Origin of the sequence: Bacillus cereus group sp. BfR-BA-01453 (assembly GCF_022662915.1) — a bacterium.
Taxonomy (GTDB): domain Bacteria; phylum Bacillota; class Bacilli; order Bacillales; family Bacillaceae_G; genus Bacillus_A; species Bacillus_A paranthracis.
The window spans coordinates 15,642-40,706 of record NZ_JAKUEN010000003.1; the positions used below are offsets into that span (position 1 = coordinate 15,642).

Sequence of the window (25,065 nt, forward strand, 5' to 3'; positions counted from 1 at the left end):
AGAATGCCTAATAGTCAAAAGGTTCGTCATTCGTTATCATCTGCGCAGTCTGGTATGTGGTTTGCGCAAAAATTAGATCCACTTAATCCAATTTATAATACTGGGGAATATGTAGAAATAAACGGAAATATTCATCAAGACATTTTTGAATTAGCTGTACGTAAAGTTGTAATGGAAGCAGAAGCACTTCATGTTCGCTTCGAAGAGGATGAAATTGGCCCATGGCAAGTTATTGAAGAATCACAGTTTCATATGCATTTTATTGACGTTCGTAAAGAAAAAAATCCTGAAGAGGCTGCTAAAGCATGGATGAAAAATGATTTATCTATGCCAGTCAATTTGAAAAAAGATACTTTATTTACTGAAGCACTTATTCAAGTTGAAAATAATCGTTTCTTTTGGTATCAGCGCATCCATCACATTGTGATGGATGGCTATGGATTTTCACTTCTTAGCCAAAAGGTAGCGAATGAGTATACATCACTTATAGAAGAAACAAACAAGAATGAAAAGACATTTGGTTCTCTTGCAAAAGTTGTGCAAGAAGATATGGAATATCGTGAGTCTAAACAATTTCAGGAAGATCGTGCTTTTTGGTTAGAAAAATTTGCGGATGAACCAGAAGTTGTAAGTTTGGCAGAACGAGCACCGAGAACATCAAATGGATTTTTACGTGAAACAGCTTATTTATCTAGTTCTAGTACGAAAACTTTACTAGAAGATATTAATATTTCTTTAACAAGTTGGCCAGAATTTATTGTCGCTGTAACAAGTATATATATGCATAAATTAACAGGTGCAAATGATATTGTTTTAGGTTTACCGATGATGGGGCGTCTCGGTTCAGCATCTATTTATACACCGAGCATGGTAATGAATTTAGTACCACTTCGTCTCACTGTAACTCCAAATATCACTCTTGCAGAATTATTACAGCAAGTTTCTAAAGAAATCCGAGACGTACGTCGTCATCATAAATATCGTCATGAAGAATTAAGGAGAGATTTAAAGTTACTAGGCGAAAATCAAAGGTTATTCGGGCCATTAGTGAATGTGATGCCTTTTGATTATGGGCTTAACTTTGCTGGGAATCATGGTATTACACATAATTTGTCAGCCGGACCTGTCGATGATTTATCAATAAATGTTTATAAACGTTTCGATGAAACTGAGCTAATGATTCATTTTGATGCGAATCCGGAAGTATATAATGGCGCGGAACTAACGCTGCATAAAGAGAGATTTATGAATGTATTAGAATTAATGATAAGTACATATCAAAAAGACGCGTCGATTGGAAGCATAAACATTACTCTTCCTGAAGAAAATCATAAAGTTTTATTGGAATGGAATAAAACGAAGGAAGACGATGAGTTAATCAGTCTACCTATATCATTTGAAAAACAAGTGCAAAAAACTCCAAATAAACTAGCGATTACTTGTGACGGTGTAAACTTTACGTATAAAGAGCTAAATGAACGAGCGAATGAACTAGCACATTATTTAGTAGAAGAAGGAATACGACCAAATCAGTTTGTAGCTTTAGTATTTCCAAGATCAATAGAAATGGTAACTAGTATGCTAGCAGTTTTAAAGGCTGGTGCAGCGTATTTACCGATAGATCCAGAATATCCAGCCGAGCGAATCAATTATATAGTAAATGATGCAAAACCAGTTTGTATCATAACACATTCATCTGTTTCATCTAAGTTAGTTATAGAAAATGATATGAAAAAAATTGTATTAGATGACCAAGAAACGAAACTAGCATTACATACATGTTCTCGTATGAATATAGAATGTAAGAATGATGTATCACTTTTAAACCCAGCCTATACAATATATACTTCAGGCTCAACGGGTAACCCAAAAGGTGTAATTGTTCCTATGAGAGGTTTAAGTAACTTTTTAATGGCTATGCAACAAAAGTTTTCGTTACATGAACATGATCATTTATTAGCAGTTACAACATTTGCGTTCGATATTTCTGCTCTAGAAATTTATTTACCTCTTATTAGCGGTGCAAGTATAACAATTGCTCCAAAAGAGGTAATTCAAGAACCTTCGGTGTTAACGGCGCTGTTACAAGAAGAAAGAGTGACAATTATGCAAGCTACACCGACGCTCTGGCAGGCGTTAGTAACTGAATATCCAGAGAGGATACAAGGGCTAAATGTGCTCGTTGGTGGTGAAGCTCTTCCAGGGCATTTAGCAAATAAATTAAGAGAATTAGGCTGCTCAATAACTAATTTATATGGACCAACTGAAACGACGATTTGGTCTACCTTCATGAACATTGATGAAAGTGAAAAGGGGATACCTCCTATCGGAAAGCCAATTTGCAATACAGAAGTGTATGTATTGGATGCAGGGTTACAACCAGTTCCACCTGGAGTTATTGGTGAATTATATATTGCAGGGGAAGGACTTGCAAGCGGATATTTAGGAAAACCAGAGTTAACAGCTGAACGGTTTGTTGCAAATCCTTATGGAAAACCAGGGCAGCGCATGTACCGTACAGGTGATCTAGTAAAATGGCGCAGTGATGGTGTTTTAGAGTACATGAACCGCGCAGATCATCAAATTAAAATTCGTGGTTTTCGAATTGAATTAGCTGAAATTGAAATGGTATTACAACGCCATGAAAATATTAAGCAAGCAGTAGTAATGGTACGAGAAGACCGCCCAAATGATAAACGAATCATTGCTTATATTGTTGCCGAAGAGAAGGAAACGATTCATCTTTCAGAAATTCGTTCTTATGTTTCAGAAAGTTTAGCGAATTATATGATACCATCAGCACTTGTATTGCTAGAAGAATTACCATTAACACCAAATGGAAAGGTTGATAGAAAGAAATTACCTGCGCCTGATTTTAATGGCATGAACAATGAGAGAGTTGCTAGAAATCCGAAAGAAGAAATATTATGTCATTTATTTGCAGAAGTACTTGATGTTTCTCGCATTAGCATTGATGATAATTTCTTTGAAATGGGTGGCCATTCGCTTCTTGCATCGCGTTTAATGGCAAGAATTCGTGAAACGTTAAGTGTTGAATTAGGAATTGGAAAACTATTTGAATCGCCAACTGTTGCTGAACTAGCGAAGCAATTGGATCAAGCAAAAAATGCTAGACCAACTATTAAGAAAGTAAGTAGACCAAGTGAAGTTCCACTTTCATTTGCACAGCGTAGGTTATGGTTCTTACATTGTTTAGAAGGTCCAAGCCCTACTTATAATATTCCGTTAGTCATTCGTTTGTCTGGAAAGTTAAATGAGGAAGCATTACAAGGTGCCTTTTATGATGTAGTCGAGAAACATGAAACACTGAGAACAATTTTCCCTAACGTATTAGGTAGTTCCTATCAGAAAATTTTAGATATAGAAGATTTAAATCTAGAAATGATTAAAACAAAAATATGTAAAGAGGAATTAGAAAGTGTGCTTGCAGAAGCGATAAGATATAGCTTTAACCTTGATGTTGAGCCAGCAGTTCGTTTGCAACTATTTACAGTGAATGAAAACGAACATGTATTGCTAATTCTATTGCACCATATTGTAGGGGATGGCTGGTCATTACAACCGTTAACGAGAGACTTTACAACGGCATATAAAGCACGATGTCAAGGTGACAGCGTACAGCTGGAAACACTTCCAGTTCAATACGCAGATTATGCACTTTGGCAACAGCAATTGTTAGGGGATGAAACTACACAAGAAAGTCTCATTTCAACACAATTAGATTTTTGGAAGAAAGAGTTAAAGGGATTACCAGATCAATTGGAGTTACCTACAGATTATCAGCGTCCAATGGAAACGAGTTACAGAGGAGAAACAATTCATTTTCATATAGATGCAGGTATGCATAGTAGGTTAGTAGAGCTCGCACGGAAAAACGGAGTTAGTTTGTTTATGGTATTGCAAGCAGGACTAAGTGCGCTATTTACAAGATTAGGTGCAGGCACTGATATACCAATTGGAAGTCCGATTGCTGGAAGAAATGATGATGTACTTTCAGATATTGTTGGTTTATTTGTAAATACATTAGTGTTACGTACAAATACTTCAGGAGATCCAAGTTTTAAAGAATTATTAAATAGAGTGAAGCAGGCAAATCTTGCAGCTTATGAAAATCAAGATGTTCCATTTGAACGACTCGTTGAAGTGTTAAACCCGGTGCGTACTCGAAATAGTCATCCGCTATTTCAAGTTATGTTAGCTTTCCAAAATACGCCAGAGGCAATCTTTGATGTCCCGGATATAGAAGCGAGACTTGAAATTCAAAGTGTTGGCTCTGCGAAGTTTGATTTAACATTTGAAATTAGTGAGAGTAACGGGGTTGATGGTACTCCGAACGGTTTACATGGATTACTAGAGTTTAGTACCGATTTATATAAACATGAAACGGTTCAAAAACTAATAGAACGATTCATTTTGTTATTAGATGATGCGGCGACAAATCCAGATCAATCCATTGGCAGATTAGAAATATTAACTTTAGCAGAGAAAAATACAGTGTTAGAAAAGTGGAATGGTGGTTTTCAAATTGCACCAGACATGACATTGCCACAATTATTTGAAAAGCAGGTTCATATTAATCCAAATGCTATTGCTGTCGTCTTTGAAAATAAGAAATTAACTTATGAAGAGTTAAATAGAAAAGCAAATAAAATAGCTCGATTCCTAATAGCAAAAGGAATTGGTCCTGATCAACTCGTTGCTTTAGCGATGCCAAGATCATTAAATATGGTTGTAAACTTATTAGCTGTTCTTAAAGCTGGTGCTGGATACCTTCCGTTAGATCCAGATTACCCAGCAGACCGTATTTCGTTTATGCTACACGATGCGAAACCATCATGTGTTTTAACGAATTCAGAAGTGGAAATTGAATGTAATGAAGCACTAAAAGTTTTAGTTGATAATGTAAAAGTAATAGAAGAAATTGAGAAACATAGTGAAGACAATATTGATGAAATGGAGCGCGTGAAGCCATTAACTCCATCACATATTGCTTACGTTATTTATACATCAGGTTCAACAGGTAGACCGAAAGGCGTTATGATACCTCATCAAAATGTAGTAAGACTTTTAGGAGCAACTGATCATTGGTTCCAGTTTGATGGAAACGATGTGTGGACGATGTTCCATTCATATGCTTTTGATTTCTCGGTTTGGGAAATTTGGGGACCTTTATTATACGGAGGGTGTTTAGTTGTAGTTCCACATACTGTAAGTCGATCGCCGAAAGAATTTTTACAGCTTCTTGTTAAAGAAAAGGTAACTGTTTTAAACCAAACTCCATCAGCATTCTATCAATTGATGCAAGCAGATCGTGAAAATGAAGAAATTGGCCAACAATTATCTTTACGATATGTTGTTTTTGGAGGTGAAGCACTTGAGCTAAGTCGATTAGAAGATTGGTATAGTCGACATCCTCATAACGCACCGAAGCTTATTAATATGTACGGTATTACTGAGACGACAGTACATGTTAGTTATATTGAGCTAGATGAGAGTACCGTTTCTTTACGAGCAAATAGTTTAATTGGGTGCAGTATACCTGACCTTAAAGTATACGTATTAGATCATTATTTACAACCAGTGCCACCTGGAGTAGTTGGAGAAATGTATGTTGCAGGTGCTGGGCTTGCTCGTGGATATTTAGGAAGAGCAGGTTTAACTGCAGAACGTTTTATTGCAGATCCATTTGGCAAGCCGGGTACAAGAATGTATCGTACTGGAGACTTAGCACGTTGGCGTCAAGATGGGACGCTAGATTATATAGGACGCGCAGATCATCAAATAAAAATTCGCGGATTCCGAATTGAATTAGGGGAAATAGAAGCAGTCATAATGAAACACCCTACAGTTGAGCAAGTAGCCGTTATTGTACGGGAAGATCAACCAGGGGATAAACGATTAGTTTCTTATATCGTCGCATCAAATAATGAAATGATTGATACGAATGAAATGCGCCAATTTGCTGGAAGTAGTTTACCAGATTACATGGTTCCATACGCTTTTGTAGTAGTAAATGAGTTGCCATTAACTCCAAACGGTAAATTAGATAGAAAGGCATTGCCGGCTCCAGAATTTATCGCATCAGCTTCTAGTCGTGGGCCAAGAACACCGCAAGAAGAAATGTTATGTGACTTGTTTACAGAAGTTTTAAGTGTGCCGCAAATTGGAATTGATGACGGATTCTTTGATCTAGGTGGCCATTCACTTCTTGCAGTGCAGCTTATGAGCCGTATTAAAGAAGCACTTGGGATCGAATTAAATATCGGAACTTTATTTGCAGCACCTACTGTCGCAGGCCTTGCTGAAAGACTTGAAGTGGGAAATGGACAAAGTGCACTCGATGTGTTGCTTCCGTTACGAGTAAGCGGAGACCAATTGCCACTATTTTGTGTACACCCAGCAGGTGGATTAAGTTGGTGCTATGCAGGACTTATGAAATCTTTAGGAACAAATTATCCAATCTACGGTGTACAAGCACGTGGTATCGCTAAAAATGAAGAACTTCCAAAAAGTTTAGAGGAAATGGCAGCGGATTATTTAAAACACGTTCGTGAAGTACAGCCTCACGGACCATATCGTTTACTCGGTTGGTCACTTGGAGGAAATGTTGTGCATGCAATGGCGGCGCAACTGCAAAATGAAGGGGAAGAAGTAGACTTACTCGTTATGCTAGATTCTTATCCTGGTCACTTTTTACCGAATACGGAAGCACCTACTGAAGAAGAAGCATTAATCGCATTACTTGCTTTAGGGGGATACGATCCAGATAACATGGATGGTAAACCACTTACGATGGAAAGTGCAGTTGAAATTCTTCGTAAAGATGGAAGTGCATTAGCAAGTCTTGAAGAAGAGACGATTTTGAACTTGAAAGAAACATATGTAAATTCAGTAGGATTGTTAGGGAAATATGTACCGAAAGTTTATAACGGAGATATTTTATTCTTTAGATCTACTGTTATACCAGACTGGTTTACTCCTATTTCTCCAAATACGTGGCTAAATTATTTAGATGGGCAAATTGTGCAATACGATATTGATTGTAGACATAAAGATTTATGTCAACCAGAACCACTTACAGAAATTGGACAAGTATTAGCAAAATATTTGCAGAATAAGAAAGGGGTAAGTACAGTATGACGAATCCATTTGAAAATGATAATTACACATATAGAGTATTAAAAAATGAGGAGGGCCAGTATTCTCTCTGGCCTATCTTTCTTGATGTACCTATTGGTTGGAATATTGTACATGAAGAGGCTAGTAGAAATGATTGTTTACAATATGTTGAAAATAACTGGGAAGATTTGAATCCAAAAAGTAATGAAGTTGGCGAAAAAATATTAGTAGGAAAACGATAATGAAGGCAAAAATAAATCCAAAAGTAGTTGTAAGCATCGTATATATAACAGCGATGTTTATGGCTGCGATGGATGCAACAATTGTGAATGTAGCACTCCAAACAATAAGTAAAGAATTACAAGTACCTCCATCTGCAATGGGGACTGTTAATGTTGGGTATTTAGTTAGCTTAGCCGTTTTCCTTCCGATTTCTGGTTGGTTAGGAGATCGCTTCGGTACGAAAAGGGTATTTCTAGCCGCTCTTTTCGTATTTACAACCGCGTCTGCATTATGTGGAATAGCGAACGATATTACTTCATTGAATCTTTTTCGCATTATGCAAGGTGCTGGAGGGGGGCTTTTAACACCAGTTGGGATGGCGATGTTATTCCGAACATTTTCACCAGAGGAAAGGCCGAAAATTTCAAGATTTATTGTGTTGCCAATTGCTGTCGCACCGGCAGTAGGACCAATTATTGGGGGCTTTTTTGTAGATCAAATGTCTTGGCACTGGGCATTTTATATTAATGTACCGTTCGGAATCATAGCATTGCTATTCGGTCTACTATTTTTAAAAGAGCATATTGAAAAATCAGCTGGTCGCTTTGATTCTCTCGGTTTTATTCTTTCAGCACCAGGGTTTTCGATGCTAATCTATGCGCTCAGTCAAGGACCATCAAGAGGCTGGATTTCTACAGAGGTTATAAGTACTGGAATAGCTGGGATTGTATTTATTACACTGTTTATCATTGTAGAACTTAAAGTAAAGCAACCGATGCTAGATTTAAACTTATTAAAAGAACCAGTCTTTAGAAAAATGAGTCTTATTTCATTGTTTTCTTCAGCTGGTTTACTAGGAATGTTATTTGTTTTTCCGCTTATGTATCAAAATGTAATAGGGGTATCCGCACTGGAATCAGGCCTTACTACATTCCCAGAGGCCATTGGATTAATGATATCGTCACAGATCGTACCATGGTCATATAAGAAATTAGGAGCTCGTAAGGTAATTTCTATAGGGTTAATTTGTACGGCGATTATCTTTATTTTATTAAGTTTTGTAAATCACGATACGAACCCTTGGCAAATACGGGTATTATTGTTTGGCATAGGTATTTTCTTAGGCCAATCAGTTGGAGCAGTTCAATTTTCTGCATTTAACAATATAACGCCGCCTTCTATGGGGAGAGCAACTACTATATTTAATGTGCAAAATCGATTAGGTTCAGCGATAGGAGTTGCTGTTTTAGCTAGTATACTAGCCGGTTTTGGAAATAGCAGTGTACAACATAATACTCATTCAGATTTATTGCCATATCAAGCAGCATTAATTGGATCAGCAATATTTTTACTCGTAGCATTACTATTTTCTTTACGTATTTCTGATAAAGAGGTAATGTCAAAAAAGAAGAAAAAACCGTTACCTGTATTACAAAAAGAGAAAGAAATTGTCAATGAATAAGTTTGGTAATAGTATTTTGGAATTAATCTACATTGGGTATTTAGAAGGAGAGAGTTTACATGATAGAAAGTAAAGTTGTAGATTCTATACCAATTTTGAATGAGAATGATTGTCAAATATGGTGGGGAAGGATTTCGGATTTACAATCATGGCATTACAATTTACTAAATGATGTTGAACGAGAAAAAGCAAATTCATATCATCATTCGGCAGATCGTGCCCGTTTTATAATAGGCTGTGTAATTAGTAGATTAGTTCTAGGTAAAATGCTTTCTATGTCGCCAGTTCAAGTTCCAATTAATCGAATGTGCCCAGTATGTAAGTTACAACATGGTAGACCACAATTACCAGAGGGGATGCCGCAGTTATCGGTTTCACATTCGGGTGAGTGGGTTGTAGTTGCATTTACAAAGTCTGCACCTGTAGGCGTTGATGTTGAACAAATGAATCCAGATGTTGATGTTATGAAAATGGCAGAAGGCGTATTAACCGACATTGAAATAGCGCAAGTTATGAAGTTACCTAATGAACAAAAAATAGAAGGTTTTTTAACATATTGGACTAGAAAGGAAGCTGTGCTCAAAGCGACAGGTGAAGGTCTAATGATTCCACCAGTGGATATTACTATATCAGCTCCAAATGATCCTCCAAACTTGTTAGTTTTTCAGGGTAGACAAGAGTTAGTAGAAAATACAGTGATGAGAGATTTAAGGCCAAGTGTAGATTATATAGCTTCAATTGCAATATGTAGTAAAGAAGTCACCGAAATCATACAGCTGGATGCAGTAGCGCTTTTAAATTATAAATAAGTTTAATAAAATACTTTATAGAAGAGGTGTTCCTCATGCTAGTAGCGGAAAATAGAACAAATGAATCCACTTATAATGTACAAGCAATTAAAAATATTTTATTTTCTGGAGATACATCATCTATTCATGCTTTAGAAAAGTTATTGAATGATACAGTTCAGTTTGATGTTTTAGAACAAGAGGTGCTGGATAGACAGTATATCCCGAAAGAAGCAAAGAGTTTCTTTAATAAAAACGGAACATTTCTTTACCGTGTATCCAATATTGGTTATAAAGGAAAAGTATTATCTGAAAATCTCATTTTTGCGGATACCTCGTTTTTACCAAATACAATAAAGATGGAGCTAGAGAGTGGAAACATTCCAGTTGAAAAACTTATAGAAAAGATGGAAGTAAGAAGGAACGTATTATATGAAGGATATCAGCCTTCTGGGAATATTATTGAATTGTTCGATGGATGCTCTGTTTCGGCGCATGTGTATCCAACAAGAAAATATCAAATTGTAAGTAACTGCAGATGCATATTTTATATTTGCGAGGTGTATCATGCAGAAAATATAAAGCAATTACTAAATTAAAACAAGAAACCAGCCTATAAAATGGCTGGTTTCTTGTTTATTTCACAGCTTCTTTTAACTCTTTACCTGCTTTAAATGCAGGAACTTTACCAGCAGCGATTTGAATTTCTTCGCCGGTTTGTGGATTACGTCCTGTACGAGCAGATCTTTCACGCACTTCAAAAGTTCCAAAGCCGATTAATTGAACTTTATCGCCAGACTGTAATGCAGTAGCAATTGTGTCAAATACAGATTGTACAGCTGCAGAAGCATCCTTTTGAGAAATATCAGCTGATTGTGCGACATTTTTAATTAATTCTGTTTTGTTCATGTTTTCACCTCATAAAAAAATTTTTTGGAATGAATGATTTAGTATAATAGATAGTAAAGATAAAGCTCTTTATATTGTTAGAAAGAATGCTATATAGTTATGTTAATTTCGTTGCAGGAAACTGAATCCCTGCTAATAATTAGGGATTAATTAAGAAATGATGCATACAAAACGCTATAATATGAGGATGAGGGGGAGTATACGGATGATTTTTCGTGAAAAGGATGAGAAAGAAAGTACATTAATTCGTCAACATGATCATGGTTTTTTAGCTGGAGAGATTGCAAAGCATATAAAAGAAGATTTTTTTGAAGATGACACATATTTAAAAGAGACAATTGATGCAATATATGAGCATGATAGAGGATGGATAGAACTTGATAAAGTACCAATTTTGAATGATGCTAAAAATATCCCATATACATTTATGGATTGTCCAAGTTCATTACGCTTTGTCTTTTATACGATTGGTTTGAATGAAATTGAAGATTCCAATCCATACGGAGCATTACTTTGTAGTAAGCATTTTTTATCATTTCCATTAAATGAGGAAGATGAAGAGATGATGACATTTTATGTAGGGGAATTGGAACGACAAAAAAGAATATTGACGACGCTAACAAAAGAACAATTTGCGATGTTCGATAAACATTATAGATTATTAAAGTTTTGCGATGAACTTTCTTTATATGTCTGTATGAATAAACCAGGTGTAGAAAAGGAAGAGGAAATTGATTTGTTTAAAGATGGTTTTGAAGGAACAGAAATGTTTAATAGTAAGGAGGAGAAACCTATACAAGCTGAATGGGTGGACAAGGAAACAATTCGGATTACACCGTTTCCATTTCAAACGGAATTTCATACGTATGTAAAATATAAAACTATAAATAAACAAGAAATTGAAGAAAAAGGAATTGCAAAAGCTGATAGAGAATCAGAAATAAAGAAACAAACTATTCGTTTCATACAATAAGGAGGCGATTTCGATTGAAAGAGTACATGTTAAAACAAGTGGATTACCATGCTTGGGCTAATATACGATTATTCAATCGACTAAAAGAATTACCAAACTATGAGACGATTTTTACTGAACAGATGCAGAGTGTATTTCCATCAATCAAGGATACGTTTGCCCATATTTATATTACAGATCAAGTGTGGTTACACATATTGCATGGTAAAAGTATGAATGAAGCAATACAAGACCGAGAAGATTTACGAAAACAAATGGAAAACAAATCGTTACATGAATTAGAAAAATTATTTGAAAACATGGCAAATCAATATAAAGACTTTTTAAGTACAATACAAGATGTGAATGCTGTATTTGTTATCGAGAATCCATATGTAGGAAAATTAGAAACTTCAATTTTAGAGTTAGTACAACATGTCGTAAATCATGGTACATATCATAGAGGAAATATAACAGCGATGATTCGTCAACTTGGTCATTCGTCGACAATGATGGATTTTGTTTTGTATTTACATATGGTTAAAAAGCAGGGAGAGTAATATAGTTTATAAGAAGGAGAGGCTTTAGTTGTAGAAGTCTCTCCTTCTATTTTATTCCGCATGAATGGTAGATCAACTGATTAAAGTTTTACTTTATTTCTTAAGAAGCTTTATTTTCTTGTAATTGCTTCGCATATTGTACAGCCTTATATGCATTGACTCTACCGTTTTTCCAGTACGTACCTGTACCACTAATTTTATCAGTAGTTGACTCAATAATTTGGCGAATTTGTGTATTGCTATATCCTTGATTTGCTAAAAGAGCAGCGACTCCTGCAACGTGGGGTGTTGCCATAGATGTACCACTTAATGATTGATACGTGCTTCCTTTATATGTGGAATATATATTTGAACCTGGTGCTGCAACATCTACCCAGCTACCATAAGTAGAAAATGAAGATTTTCTATCTGATTGATCTGTAGAAGCAACTGCAATTACTTCGCTGTAATAAGCAGGGTAATTAGCTTTTGTATTTCCAGCATTTCCAGCAGCCGCAACAATAACAGAGCCTTTATTCCATGCATATTGAACAGCTTGTTGTAATGCAGTACCACCATTTGGAGCTCCTAAACTTAAACTAATTACTTTTGCACCTGAATCAGCAGCTTCTCGAATACCTTGCGCTACAGCATCGAGAGTACCACTTCCTTGATTATCTAATACGCGAACAGCATAAATGGAAGTTTGTGGGGCAACACCAGCAATTCCGACGCTGTTATTCGTAAGTGCTCCAGTAATTCCAGCGCAATGTGTACCATGACCATTACCATCATCAGATGTATTGTCGTTATCAACATAATCATGCCCGTAAATTACTTTCGAAGCTAAATCAGGGTGTGAGCCTTGAACTCCTGTATCAATAATGGCTACTTTTACACCAGGATTACTTCGTTGGCTATCCCAAGCTTGTGGAGCTTGAATTTTTTGTAATCCATATTGATTTTTAAAATATGGATCGTTCGGAGTCCAAAAGGCGTGAACGTAATAATTCGGTTCTGCATATTCCACATCTGGATTATTTTTATAACTCTTTATTTTTTCTTTTACAGTACCTTTTGAAAATTGAACGACTTCAAAACCTAACTTATCATCTTTAGATAAGACATTAGCTCCGACAGATTTATGAAAAGATTGCACATTACTTAAAGATGCATTTTGCTTGAACTTAACGATTAATTGGTTAGGAACGTAATCAGTAGATGATGTTTCAGCGCTTGAAGTATTCGTGTTAAAGAAGAAACCACCAATAATAAATGATAAAACAGATAGGAAAACAATGATTTTGTTTTTCAAAAGATTTTTCCTCCCTTTTCTTGGATGAGTTTTTCAGCGACACTTTAATGTCGCATTCCTTTTCAACTATATAGTTAGACCATACGATTTATGACATTTATGTGAAAAACTTTTGGAGGAATAAAAAGGAGTAAACATTGATATAAATATATTTTTAATGATAGTAATAAAGTGAAAGAGGGGATGAAAAAAGGAATGCTCATCATGTATGAGTCATTCCTTTTTTCATAGATTAACTTGCCTGTTTTTTATTATTTTCTTTCAATTTCTCTGCTTGTAAAAAGCGATTCGTTTCAGCAACAACAATACCACTTAACCCAATAAGACCAATTAAGTTTGGAATCGCCATAAGTCCATTTGCAATATCCGCAAATGTCCATACGATGCCTAATTTTAAATTCGCACCAATAGCAATCATGACAATAAAGATTGCTTTATAATATTTAACAGCACTTTCTCCAAATAAATAAGCCACGCATTTCTCACCGTAATACGACCAGCCTAAAATAGTAGAGTAGGCGAATAAAATAATTGCGATACCAAGAATCATACTACCAGCAGTACCGAATACAGATTGAAACGCAAGTGTTGTAGCTTCAACCCCAGTTTTACCAGACTTCCATGCACCTGTAGTAATTAATACTAGCCCTGTAATTGTACATACAATAAACGTATCTAGAAAAGTACCAGTCATTGAAACTAAAGCTTGCTTTGCAGGGGAATCAGTTTTTGCAGCCGCCGCGGCAATAGGGGCACTCCCTAAACCAGCTTCGTTCGCAAATACGCCGCGCGCCATTCCAATTTGAATAGCTGATGCAACTGTTGCACCGATAAAACCACCAGCAGCTGCAGTACCATTAAACGCACCAGAAAAAATAAGTGAAAATGCTTCAGGAATTTGATCGTAGTGATAGAAAATAATGATAAGACCAGCAATGATATAAAAGAAAGCTTTAATAGGAACAACATATCCTGTTACTTTCCCGATTTTTTTTACACCGCCTAAAATAACGATAGCGATTAAAAATGACATTACTATACCAGTTAAAGCAGGAGGGAAAGAGAAATTAATTCGCATTGCCTCTGCAACTGAATTAGATTGCACCATGTTACCGATACCGAAAGAAGCAGTTGTACCGAATATAGCAAATAAAACTGCAAGCCATTTCTTACCTAAACCACGTTCTAAATAGTACATGGGTCCACCTGAATATTCACCATTTTCATTACTGACACGGTATTTCACCGCAAGAATTGCTTCGGCATATTTTGTTGCCATACCAAACAAAGCAGTAATCCACATCCAAAAGATGGCACCAGGTCCACCAATCGTCACAGCAGTTGCAACACCAGCTATATTTCCCATACCAATCGTTGCCGCCATAGCTGTCATAAGTGCTTGGAAGTGGCTAATATCTCCAGAGGAAGATGTATCTTCTGATTTTTTAAAAGCTAGTTTGTGAGCGTATAATAGTTTACTAAACTGTAAACCTTTTAAACGCACTGTGAGAATAATACCAGTACCAACGAGTAACAACAACGTTGGTAATCCCCACACATAGTGATTGATTTGTTCTAATACTTTACTTACTGTCTCCATCTTTATTCTCCTTTTTTAGAAAAAATAAAAACCACTTCAAGTAAATGAAATGGTCTCTGGAGAAACAAGGGATAGAAAAATAAACCGATACAAATCGGCATTTTCTTTCGCTTGTCTCTGTCCTTTTACCTGAGAGATTATCCGCTATAGTAGCGGATTTGCTCCTTCGGTGCTCGTTTTCCTCTACGCTATATAAAGCGAGAGGGAGTCTCTCCAGAGATTCGTCCCCATGCAGTTCTACTTGTAAACAAGACCTGAGAGTTTCAAAGCCGGTTAACAACTTTTTGCCCCGTCGGTAGATCAATAGACCTTCTCCTGAATGGTTCATCCGAATTATAAAATTAATAACCTATACGTATTGAATGTGTATAGAATCAATAAACACATTATAGATATACAATTAGTGAAATGCAATCATTTTTTATTTTAAAATAGTAAAGAATTCTATTTTTTCGAAAGTCCTAATTTCTCTTCAACTTCAGTTAAAGTAGATAAAGCGATGACAATATGTTGATCTGCAAGCCCTAAAGCATGTTTCGTATTTTCAATTGTTGCACTGTTTAGAGTAGAGTTAGTGGCTCCGTCTATAATTAAATCTGCCGCGTTTTTCATAAATTTAGAAGCAGCCTTAAATTCAGTTGTGAAATAAAGAAGTTGTTCTTGTATTTGTACTTCCGATATATCTTCTTTAATTTTCAAAATGTCTATTTCATTCATAATGTTTTCATATTGTTTTGAAACAGCATTCATTGTAACTAATAGTTTATCTCTGTCTACTGAATCACTGTTCGTGTTAATCTCTTCCCAGGCAGGCAACCAATCTTTTTCGATGATATCATTATAATTAGTAGTCAATTCATTAATTTTAGGCTGTAATTTCGTTTTGAAAGTTTTTGTATCCGTTGTTTCTACAGGTGCTTTTTCTTTGTTATTTTTAACATTAGTAACGTAGAAAATTGTACCGAAAATGATGAAAATAGAAATAACAACTGTCCATTTAGTAAAAAGTAATTTTTGCAATATGTAACGCCTCCAAAATTAAAAAACTTATAATTATAATATATAACAATAATGTTGTTTTAAGTAGAGAAAATAGGTTAGAAAGTATATAATATATTTTTTTTTATATACATAAATAATTAAAGTTAGTAAAATGATGATAATATGTAAGAAAAGAGGATTTTTAGTGGAAATGAATAGAAGAAAACTAGTTTCAAATATTTCAATGGCTATGTTATTAGTTTGTTTAATTGCATTCATATTTATGAATAAAGAATCTAAAATTAAAGATTTTCCAGTACCAATGTCAGCAATACATATTAACGATGATAAGGAAGAGGATTATAAATATATAAGTGTAATGCCTATTACAAAGGTAAGTGGATGGGAGAACTTAGGTGAAAACGGGCATACTGTTAGTTTTAAAAAAGGGGAGCGGAAGGTAACTGTATTACATTATCCGGGAGAAATTACGTATTATTTATTTGAGAAAAAGATGAATAAGGGAGATTAGCTAAAGATGTAATTCATTAAGAGTTACATCTTTTTTCGCATTCTGAATTATTTGAAATTAAATTCGATAGATGTTTTGATAGATGTAGTGATAAATATGATTAGTTCTATATGTCTATAAAGAGTAATAGGGTGATTATAAAAATATTATGTGAACTAATTGTTGTGAGAAGAAGATAAATTATATGCTAAAGGGGGAATTAAACATGCTACTAAAAACAATTTACTGTAAGGTGGAAGAAGAGAAAAAGGAATTGTTTTCAAAAGCACAAGAAAAATGGCGTGATATACAGCATCTAGATGGTTTTTATGGACAATTTGGTGGATGGAATGAAAATGAGGCATGTGTATTTACTTTATGGGAAGATAGAAATGCATATCAATCATTTATGAATGGTGCTCACGATACAATTTATATAAATAGTAATCAAGAGGATACGTTTCTTTCATGTGAAATCGAATTATTTCAAACATTGTATGATATAGCAGAAGTGCCTTTGAAAGACGTTGTTACAGAAGGATCCTTCGTAAGGGCGGCTGTATGTGATGTAAAGGAAGAAAAAGAAAAGCAATTTTTACATAAACAAGAAACAATTTGGAATAAAGGAATGAAAAATATAAAAGGGATGCTAGGTGGGGGAGTTGGGAAGTCTTTACAAAATGAAAATCGTTACATCGTGTTAACTTATTGGAAAGATGGAATGGCACATCAAAATTATGTAGAAGAGATTTTCCCTGAGTTGTATAAACTAGCTAATATTCATGAAGATATAGAAGATATGAGAGGTAAACAAGTTGTATGTAAGGAAGAATGGTTTGTATATTAAGCACGGAAAAAGTGCATAAATGAATGTATAATAAAGATATTTTCTTATAAATAAGTAATTAATAGAAGACGTTATATGCCCTTTCATGTTAATATATTTAAGTTATAATAGGAGGCTTACCCTTTTGTATTGTACGGTAGAAGCAGTGTGAGCTTGAAATTTTTTTAGAAAAGGATGTGCCTAATTTGCGTATCAATAAATTTATTAGTGAAGCTGGAAAAGCGTCCCGACGCGGAGCAGATAAATTAATTAATGAGAGAAGAGTAATTATTAACGGTAAGGTTGCAAAAATTGGTGACCAAGTGAATCCAGGTGATGATGTACGCGTAAATGGAGAGCAACTTCGTATTGCTCGAGATCACGTATATATCGCTTTAAATAAACCAGTAGGTATTACATGTACGAGTGAAAAATCAGTAAAAGGTAATATTATCGATTTAGTGAATCACCCTTTACGAATTAGCCATATTGGACGTCTTGATAAAGACTCAGATGGTTTAATTTTGTTAACGAATGATGGTGATATTGTTAATGAAATTTTACGTGCTGAAAACAAACATGAGAAAGAATATATCGTTTCAGTAGATAAGCCAATTACACCTGATTTCTTAGAAAAAATGGCAGCGGGTGTTAAAATTCTAGGTACAAAAACACTTCCTTGTGAGATCACACAGTTATCAAAATATGAGTTCAAAATTATTTTAACACAAGGGTTGAATCGCCAAATTCGTCGTATGTGTGAAGCTTTAGGTTATCAAGTATACACGTTAAAACGTACGAGAATTATGAATATTGAATTGAATAATTTACCTGTTGGACAGTGGAGAGATTTAACGAAGAAAGAGAAACGACGTCTATTTGCAGACTTAAATTACGAACCACAAGATTGGTAAAATTGAGAAGGAGAAACCAAAAACATTTTTTGGTTTCTTTTTTATTAAATAAAAAATCTTTTCCAAACACTTGCAAAAATAAAATGAATAAGATATAGTAAATAACAATTAATGGATGTATTTAAAAAAAGCAAAGAAAAGGACACGAGTTATTTTCCCCGGTTATACAGAGAAGGAAGGAAAGCTGAGAACTTCCTAACGCAGAAAAATAACTTACCACCTTAGAGCTGCACTAGGGAAACGAAGTATCTAGTGCCGTGTAAGCGACGTTATCGCAAAAGAAGCCATTATGTTTTTTGTGATGGGAATCTGGGTGGAACCACGGATATAAGCATATTCGTCCCTATTTTAGGGATGAATATGCTTTTTTGCATTCAATTTCATAATAAATAAGCGAAGAAAAGGACACGAGTTATTTTCCCCGGTTATACAGAGAAGGAAGGAAAGCTGAGAACTTCCTAACGCAGAAAAATAACTTACCACCTTAGAGCTGCACTGGGGAAATGAAGTATCTAGTGCCGTGCAAACGACGTTACCGTAAATGAAGCCATTATGTTTTTTATGATGGGAATCTGGGTGGAACCACGGGTATAAGCACACTCGTCCCTATTGTAGGGATGAGTGTGCTTTTTATTATGAAATGGAGAGATGAAAAATGAAAGAACAAATGATTGAAATTAAATTTCCAGATGGTAGTGTGAAAGAATTTGTAAAAGGAATTACTTTAGAAGAAATTGCGGGATCCATTAGCAATAGTTTAAAAAAGAAAGCAGTCGCTGGGAAAGTAAATGATGGGTTATATGATTTGCGCCGAAATATTGAGGAAAATGCGGAAGTAGAAATTATTACTTTAGATTCAGATGAAGGTGTAGAAATTGCAAGACACTCTGCGGCACATATTTTAGCGCAAGCTGTAAAAAGATTGTATGGTGATATAAATCTTGGAGTAGGGCCTGTTATTGAAAATGGATTTTATTATGATATGGATCTTCCAAGTAGTGTAAACGTACAAGATTTACGGGAAATTGAAAAAGAAATGAAAAAGATCATAAATGAAAATATAAAGATAGAACGAGTTGAGGTGTCTCGAGAAGAAGCAGCAAAACTATTTCAAGAAATGAATGATCGTTTGAAATTAGAACTTTTAGAAGCAATTCCTGATGAGGAAAGTGTAACACTATATAAGCAAGGTGAATTTGTAGATTTATGTAGAGGGCCACATTTACCATCTACAGGTTATTTGAAAGCATTTCAATTAACTCACGTTTCCGGTGCATATTGGCGAGGAGATAGTAATAATCAAGTGCTTCAGCGTATATATGGTGTTGCATTCTCTTCCCAGAAAGAATTAGAAGAGTATTTACATTTCGTTGAAGAAGCAGCCAAAAGAAACCATCGTAAGTTAGGCAATGAACTGGAGTTATTTATGTTTTCTGAAGAGGCTCCGGGAATGCCGTTTTATTTACCGAAGGGACAAATTATTCGTAATGAATTAGAAGCTTTTTTAAGAGAAATTCAAAAAGAATATAATTATCAAGAAGTACGCACTCCATTCATGATGAACCAAGAAGTATGGGAAAGATCAGGGCACTGGGGACATTATAAAGATAATATGTATTTCTCAGAAGTGGATAATAAAAGTTTTGCATTAAAACCAATGAACTGCCCAGGTCATATGTTAATGTTCAAAAATAAATTGCATTCTTATCGCGAATTACCGATTCGTATGTGTGAGTTTGGTCAAGTACATCGCCATGAATTTAGTGGGGCGTTAAACGGATTATTAAGAGTACGTACTTTCTGCCAAGATGATGCACATTTATTTGTAACTCCAGAACAAATTGAAGATGAAATCAAATCTGTAATGGCGCAAATCGATTATGTATATAAAACTTTTGGATTTGAATATGAAGTAGAACTTTCTACTCGTCCAGAAGATTCAATGGGTGATGATAAGTTGTGGGAACAAGCAGAAGCGGCGTTAGCAAATGTATTACATTCATTGAATTGTAAATATAGACTAAATGAAGGTGACGGTGCATTTTACGGACCGAAGATTGACTTCCATATTAAAGATGCTTTAAATAGAAGTCATCAGTGCGGAACAATCCAGCTAGATTTCCAAATGCCCGAAAAGTTTGACTTAAATTATATAGATGAGAAGAATGAAAAGAGAAGACCAGTTGTCATTCATAGAGCAGTATTAGGATCTTTAGACCGATTTTTAGCAATATTAATTGAGCACTTTGGTGGTGCATTCCCGGCATGGGTGGCACCAGTTCAAGTGAAAGTCATTCCAGTTTCGAATGCAGTCCATGTACAATACGCAGATGAGGTTGCAGATAAATTAGCACAAGCTGGTGTTCGTGTCGAACGAGATATGCGAGATGAAAAATTAGGATATAAAATTAGAGAAGCACAAATGCAAAAAATTCCTTATGTTCTTGTTATTGGTGATAAAGAAATGGAAAACGTTGCTGTAAATGTACGTAAATATGGGGAAGAGAAGTCGGAAGTTATTATGTTAGATGCATTTGTGGAAAGTATGAAAGAGGAAATAAAAAATCGAAAATAGAGTTTGAAAAAAAACACACCACTTCATAATGGTGTGTTTTCTTTTTTATCTTACAAAAATGTAAGGTAAATGTAAGCGAAATCGAAGGAACGAGTTGTAGAAAAATGAGAATATGAAGTAGGAAATAGGTCCATGTAGCCTGTGTAATCCTAATAGAATGAATAATTAAAAAATATTAATAATTCATATGAGAAAAAATAAGGAATATGTGAGAAATTAAATTTATACAAAAGGGATGGAGTGAAAGAGATGTCAACAAATGTAGTTACTGTAGAAAGTGTAGAAAAAACGTATGGGAAAAGAAATGAGAATCAGTCAAAAGCATTAAGGGGTGTGTCATTAAGTATTAAAGAAGGGGAATTTGTAGGGATTATGGGTCCTTCTGGATCTGGAAAGACGACTTTACTGAATGTGATTAGTACATTAGATCAAGCTACGGGTGGTAGTGTGATAATAGCTGGCACAAATATTACTTCTATGAAGGGGAACGCATTATCAGATTTTCGATCTCAAAAATTAGGGTTCATCTTTCAAGATTTTAACTTACTAGAAAACTTATCAATTTATGAAAATATCGCTTTACCACTTTCCCTGCAAGGCGTACCTTCAAGTGAGATTACGGGAAAGGTAAATGACGTAGCGAAGAAATTAGGGATTACTGAAATTTTAACAAAATATCCGACGGCTGTTTCGGGTGGTCAAAAGCAAAGAACAGCAGCAGCACGAGCTTTAGTACATAATCCAGCCATTGTATTAGCAGATGAACCGACAGGAGCACTTGATAGTAAAAATGCAAAAAGCTTATTAGAAGCGATGCAAGATTTACATGAAAATCACAATGTAAGTATTTTGATGGTGACACACGATGCATTTAGTGCGAGTTACTGTGAGCGTATATTATTTATTCAAGACGGTCTTCTATATAAAGAATTAAAGCGTCAAGGAACGCGAGAAAGTTTCTATCAAGACATTTTAGGTGTGCTCGCTCATATGGGCTCAGCTGCTGAGTCTAAGTAGGGGGGAGAGACTATGTTATTCAAATTATCACGTCATAGTATGAAAAAAATGTTAAAAGATTATATGGTTTTACTTATCGGTCTCGTTATTAGTATTAGCATTTTTTACATGTTCCAAACGATGGCGATGAATAGTGAATTTACGAAAGATAATAGTCTTATTAGTAGTATAAGACTCGTATTCTGGGTAGGTGCAATACTATTATCTTTCATTACAGTATTTTATATTATATATGCCAATTCTTTCTTACTCACGTTAAGAAGAAAAGAACTCGGTATGTACATGATGCTTGGTGCGAAAAAGAAAAAAGTAGCACAATTATTATTTATTGAAACATTCGGGATGGGTATTGTTAGTATTATTATCGGGATTTTAGTAGGGATGTTACTAGCAAGTGTAGCAGGAAGCTTTTTAATGAATGGTATGGAAATTTCAGCAAAAGGTAGTTATTCATCTGTATATATACCAGCAATCCTAGTTACAGCTATTTTCTTCGTAATACTATTTTTTATTACTGGTTTAATGAATAGCATCCGTTTATTACGAAAAACAGAACTAGAGCTAATTCGTGAAGATGAAACACTAGATGAAGTGAAGAAAAGTAAAACTCGCATTATTATAATGACAGTACTTGGTGTATTACTAGTAAGTACAGGCTACTATTTTATCGTAAATATAAAAATGTTTGCTGAACTCGGTTTTATAATAGCGACAATCGTCACAACACTTGGAACATATTTTATCTTTAGTTCATTGCTCCCATTTTTTGTGATGAAAATTAAAGGAAATAAAAAACGAAATGAAACGGGCTTAAATAGTTTTACATACGCACAGCTACGCTTTCGAGTAAATAGTTTATCGAGAGTATTAGGCACTGTAGCGATGTTAATTGCATTAGGGGCAGGTGCGATGACAGCAGGTATGGCGTTCCAAAAAAATGTAGGTATTATGACAGACTTCTCACGTGTGTATGATGTCGTAATTCATGATCCAAATGAACAAGAAACAGCTGCATTAAAAGAAATGGAAATTGTTGAAGAAAGCAAGTACAAGTATAAAGTAGATGGGGAAGCGGTTTATTACTTACGTAATGATTTAACAGCGAAACCACCACTAATTTCTGAACGCTTTGATACGAAAACTTTAAAAGAGCCTGCGCGTAAACGGGTGGCCGAACCTTTAACGGAACCTGTATACTCTGCTTTAGAGGCTCCTGAATTAGCAAAATTCCCTCGTATGCCGAAAGATTGGGAAGATGCAATTGTAAGAGAAATACAAATTACACATAATCAATTTAACGGAAAACCTGTAAGAATTGCAGATGAAGCACATTATAAAGGAATTCAAGGAACAGAACACACTGTAACATTAGCAAAAGTAGATGATATGAAAAAGTATAAACCGTTGTTGATCGAAATAGATAAGAGACAAAAAGAACAAATTGAAAAAACAACAGGTGCAAAAGTAGACTTATTTACGAAAATGACAATTTATCAATTTATGAACAGCTTCATGAGCGGAACAATGTTTATGGGATTTTTCCTCGGAATTGCCTTTTTAGCAATGATGGCAAGTTCCCTTATGTTCAAAATATTAACAGGTGCTTCTCGTGATGTACGCCGTTATGAAATGTTACGAAAAATCGGTGTGAGACGTAGTATGTTAACGAAAAGTATATATAAAGAAATTTCATATTTATTTATCTTCCCAGCAATCATTGGTATTTCTCACGTGTTAGTAGGGCTTAACTTATTTAGCTTCATATTAGTTGACCCGTTTGTAAAAGTGTGGGTGCCAATTGGGATTTTCTTAGTCATTTATTTCATCTATTACTGGATAACTGTTCAACTTTATAAAGGTATGGTAATGCCGAAAGAAGAAGTAGCTAAATAGTTTATGAAAAGAGTCCTTGTTTGAAAACAAGGGCTTTTTTCTATATTTGTAATACATGTGATCAAGTTTTTCTACGATTAATGTATAGAAAATTAAGAAAATATTAAGAGTTTATATATCGGAATGTTAAGAAGTGTATGGGATATTATTAATGTAGTTTTATAGAATTAAATTGTTATTTTTACAAATTTATAAGAAAGGATATATCCTATGAAGAAGATAAAAAAATTAATAACATTTATTGGAGTCATAACTACACTAACACTAATGGTAGCGCTAGTATTTCCTACATGGACTTCGCAAATAAAAGGGGAAAACAGTATAAGTACATTAGAACAAATAGAGATAAATGGAAGTGGTCATGAAATTATGATACGTGGCAAAGATAAGAACAATCCGATTATTATTTTTGTACATGGTGGACCAGGTACTTCAGAAATACCATATGCTCAAAAGTATCAAAAATTATTGGAGGAGAAATTCACCGTAGTTAATTATGATCAAAGAGGAAGCGGGAAATCGTATCATTTCTTTGAGGACTATTCAAATCTTACATCAGATCTTCTTGTAGAGGATGTATTAGCTATGACAGAGTATATTTCAAAACGTATGGGAAAAGAAAAGGTAATATTAATTGGCCATTCTTACGGTACATATATCGGAATGCAAGCTGCTAATAAAGCACCGGAAAAATACGAAGCGTATGTTGGGATAGGGCAGATGAGTGATACAGTAGAAAGTGAAATGGATAGTTTAAACTATGTAATTGAACAGGTACAAAATGCTAGGAATACAGATGAAGTTTCCTATTTTAATGGATTAACTGAAAAAATTAAAAATGGTGATACATACACTCCGCGGAATTATGTTGCGAAATATGGTGGAACATCAAGACTCATTGAAAATCCAGATGGTGATAACATCGGGATGTTACTCAGTAATGAATATAACTTGTTAGACGTAATTCGTTATAACGTTGGATTATCACACTCTCAGACTGTCTTATTAGAAAAAGATTTAAAGAATCCATTACCTACTAAGGTGAAGAAACTGAAGTTACCGTTTTATTTCCTTATGGGGAAATATGACTATAATACTTCATTTCATGCGGCAAAAACATATTTTGATACGATTGAAGCAGAGCAAAAAGAATTTATTACTTTTGAAAAATCCGCGCATTATCCGCAATTTGAAGAGAAGGAAAAGTTTTATGAGTGGATGTGCGATACATTCGTAAATAAATAAAGTGTATCCGAACTATAGAGAATTAAAAACGTTAGCGAGATGTATCGTTACATAAAGCGAAATCAAATAAAAAGGACTCTTGTATAAAAAAATAAGAGTCTTTTTTATAATGTTCTCTATACAGAAGGAAAAGATTGGATAATAGTCGAAAAATATAATATAACTTCCAAGAAATG

Annotated in this window: 18 protein-coding genes, 1 riboswitch and 2 other annotated features; of the genes, 14 read left to right on the plus strand and 4 right to left on the minus strand. The window is 34.7% G+C overall.

What is annotated here, in order from left to right; translation table 11 throughout:
* Window positions 1–3 precede the first annotated feature (3 nt).
* Genes MR070_RS07485 through MR070_RS07505 form a run of 5 tightly spaced genes read left to right on the plus strand, consistent with a single transcriptional unit; the run spans window position 4 to window position 10,211 of the window.
* Window positions 4–7,161: an amino acid adenylation domain-containing protein gene (locus MR070_RS07485; protein ID WP_242260962.1), complete on the plus strand. Its 7,158-nt coding sequence runs from the start codon at window positions 4–6 to the stop codon at window positions 7,159–7,161.
* Complete coding sequence (locus MR070_RS07490; protein WP_000184076.1) at window positions 7,158–7,382, plus strand: MbtH family protein; 225 nt, start codon at window positions 7,158–7,160, stop codon at window positions 7,380–7,382. The genes MR070_RS07485 and MR070_RS07490 overlap by 4 nt, the downstream gene beginning before the upstream one ends.
* Window positions 7,382–8,824, plus strand: coding sequence for an MDR family MFS transporter (locus tag MR070_RS07495; protein ID WP_000644785.1), 1,443 nt, complete (start codon window positions 7,382–7,384; stop codon window positions 8,822–8,824). The genes MR070_RS07490 and MR070_RS07495 overlap by 1 nt, the downstream gene beginning before the upstream one ends.
* 59 nt (window positions 8,825–8,883) lie before the next feature.
* Complete coding sequence (gene sfp / locus MR070_RS07500; RefSeq protein WP_044791060.1) at window positions 8,884–9,633, plus strand: 4'-phosphopantetheinyl transferase Sfp; 750 nt, start codon at window positions 8,884–8,886, stop codon at window positions 9,631–9,633.
* Window positions 9,634–9,668: 35 nt separating this feature from the next.
* Window positions 9,669–10,211 carry a cold-shock protein gene (locus MR070_RS07505; RefSeq protein ID WP_242260963.1) on the plus strand — a complete coding sequence of 181 codons (543 nt, stop codon included), beginning with the start codon at window positions 9,669–9,671 and terminating at the stop codon, window positions 10,209–10,211.
* A 37-nt stretch (window positions 10,212–10,248) separates the two neighbouring features.
* Here the strand turns inward: MR070_RS07505 and MR070_RS07510 are convergent, their stop codons facing one another.
* Window positions 10,249–10,521 (minus strand): HU family DNA-binding protein, encoded by a 273-nt coding sequence (locus tag MR070_RS07510; RefSeq protein WP_001043907.1) that lies wholly within the window; start codon window positions 10,519–10,521, stop codon window positions 10,249–10,251.
* 205 nt (window positions 10,522–10,726) lie between these two features.
* On the opposite strand from MR070_RS07510, the gene MR070_RS07515 reads away from it, so the two are divergent.
* Window positions 10,727–11,494 carry a DUF3891 family protein gene (locus tag MR070_RS07515; protein ID WP_242260964.1) on the plus strand — a complete coding sequence of 256 codons (768 nt, stop codon included), beginning with the start codon at window positions 10,727–10,729 and terminating at the stop codon, window positions 11,492–11,494.
* A 14-nt stretch (window positions 11,495–11,508) separates the two neighbouring features.
* Window positions 11,509–12,033 carry a DinB family protein gene (locus MR070_RS07520; protein WP_242260965.1) on the plus strand — a complete coding sequence of 175 codons (525 nt, stop codon included), beginning with the start codon at window positions 11,509–11,511 and terminating at the stop codon, window positions 12,031–12,033.
* A 100-nt stretch (window positions 12,034–12,133) separates the two neighbouring features.
* Here MR070_RS07520 and MR070_RS07525 read toward each other — a convergent pair whose 3' ends face one another.
* From MR070_RS07525 to MR070_RS07535, 3 genes are all read right to left on the minus strand, one after another.
* Window positions 12,134–13,327 carry a S8 family peptidase gene (locus MR070_RS07525; protein WP_242260966.1) on the minus strand — a complete coding sequence of 398 codons (1,194 nt, stop codon included), beginning with the start codon at window positions 13,325–13,327 and terminating at the stop codon, window positions 12,134–12,136.
* A 232-nt stretch (window positions 13,328–13,559) separates the two neighbouring features.
* The gene (locus MR070_RS07530; protein WP_000451019.1) at window positions 13,560–14,927 is read right to left on the minus strand and encodes an alanine/glycine:cation symporter family protein; all 1,368 of its coding nucleotides are present in this window, start codon (window positions 14,925–14,927) and stop codon (window positions 13,560–13,562) included.
* A 107-nt stretch (window positions 14,928–15,034) separates the two neighbouring features.
* Window positions 15,035–15,154: riboswitch (glycine riboswitch) on the minus strand.
* Between the two features lie 217 nt (window positions 15,155–15,371).
* A complete protein-coding gene (locus MR070_RS07535; protein WP_001170886.1) occupies window positions 15,372–15,947 on the minus strand; it encodes a hypothetical protein in 576 nt (191 codons plus the stop codon).
* 133 nt (window positions 15,948–16,080) lie between these two features.
* Between MR070_RS07535 and MR070_RS07540 the strand changes: the two genes are divergently transcribed.
* From MR070_RS07540 to MR070_RS07570, 7 genes are all read left to right on the plus strand, one after another.
* The gene (locus MR070_RS07540; RefSeq protein ID WP_396021574.1) at window positions 16,081–16,440 is read left to right on the plus strand and encodes a hypothetical protein; all 360 of its coding nucleotides are present in this window, start codon (window positions 16,081–16,083) and stop codon (window positions 16,438–16,440) included.
* Window positions 16,441–16,645: 205 nt separating this feature from the next.
* Window positions 16,646–17,266 carry a YdbC family protein gene (locus tag MR070_RS07545; RefSeq protein WP_044791072.1) on the plus strand — a complete coding sequence of 207 codons (621 nt, stop codon included), beginning with the start codon at window positions 16,646–16,648 and terminating at the stop codon, window positions 17,264–17,266.
* Between the two features lie 185 nt (window positions 17,267–17,451).
* Window positions 17,452–18,159: a 23S rRNA pseudouridine(2604) synthase RluF gene (gene rluF, locus MR070_RS07550; RefSeq protein WP_001222167.1), complete on the plus strand. Its 708-nt coding sequence runs from the start codon at window positions 17,452–17,454 to the stop codon at window positions 18,157–18,159.
* A 124-nt stretch (window positions 18,160–18,283) separates the two neighbouring features.
* Window positions 18,284–18,507: a binding site (T-box leader), on the plus strand.
* A 39-nt stretch (window positions 18,508–18,546) separates the two neighbouring features.
* Window positions 18,547–18,770: a binding site (T-box leader), on the plus strand.
* A 44-nt stretch (window positions 18,771–18,814) separates the two neighbouring features.
* On the plus strand, window positions 18,815–20,734 hold the full coding sequence (thrS, locus tag MR070_RS07555; protein ID WP_242260967.1) for a threonine--tRNA ligase: 1,920 nt from the start codon (window positions 18,815–18,817) through the stop codon (window positions 20,732–20,734).
* Window positions 20,735–20,983: 249 nt separating this feature from the next.
* Entirely contained in the window at window positions 20,984–21,751 is a 768-nt protein-coding gene (locus MR070_RS07560; RefSeq protein ID WP_070805974.1) for an ABC transporter ATP-binding protein, read from the plus strand.
* A gap of 12 nt (window positions 21,752–21,763) precedes the next feature.
* Window positions 21,764–23,644 carry an FtsX-like permease family protein gene (locus MR070_RS07565; RefSeq protein ID WP_242260968.1) on the plus strand — a complete coding sequence of 627 codons (1,881 nt, stop codon included), beginning with the start codon at window positions 21,764–21,766 and terminating at the stop codon, window positions 23,642–23,644.
* A 210-nt stretch (window positions 23,645–23,854) separates the two neighbouring features.
* Entirely contained in the window at window positions 23,855–24,889 is a 1,035-nt protein-coding gene (locus MR070_RS07570; RefSeq protein ID WP_242260969.1) for an alpha/beta hydrolase, read from the plus strand.
* Window positions 24,890–25,065 lie beyond the last annotated feature (176 nt).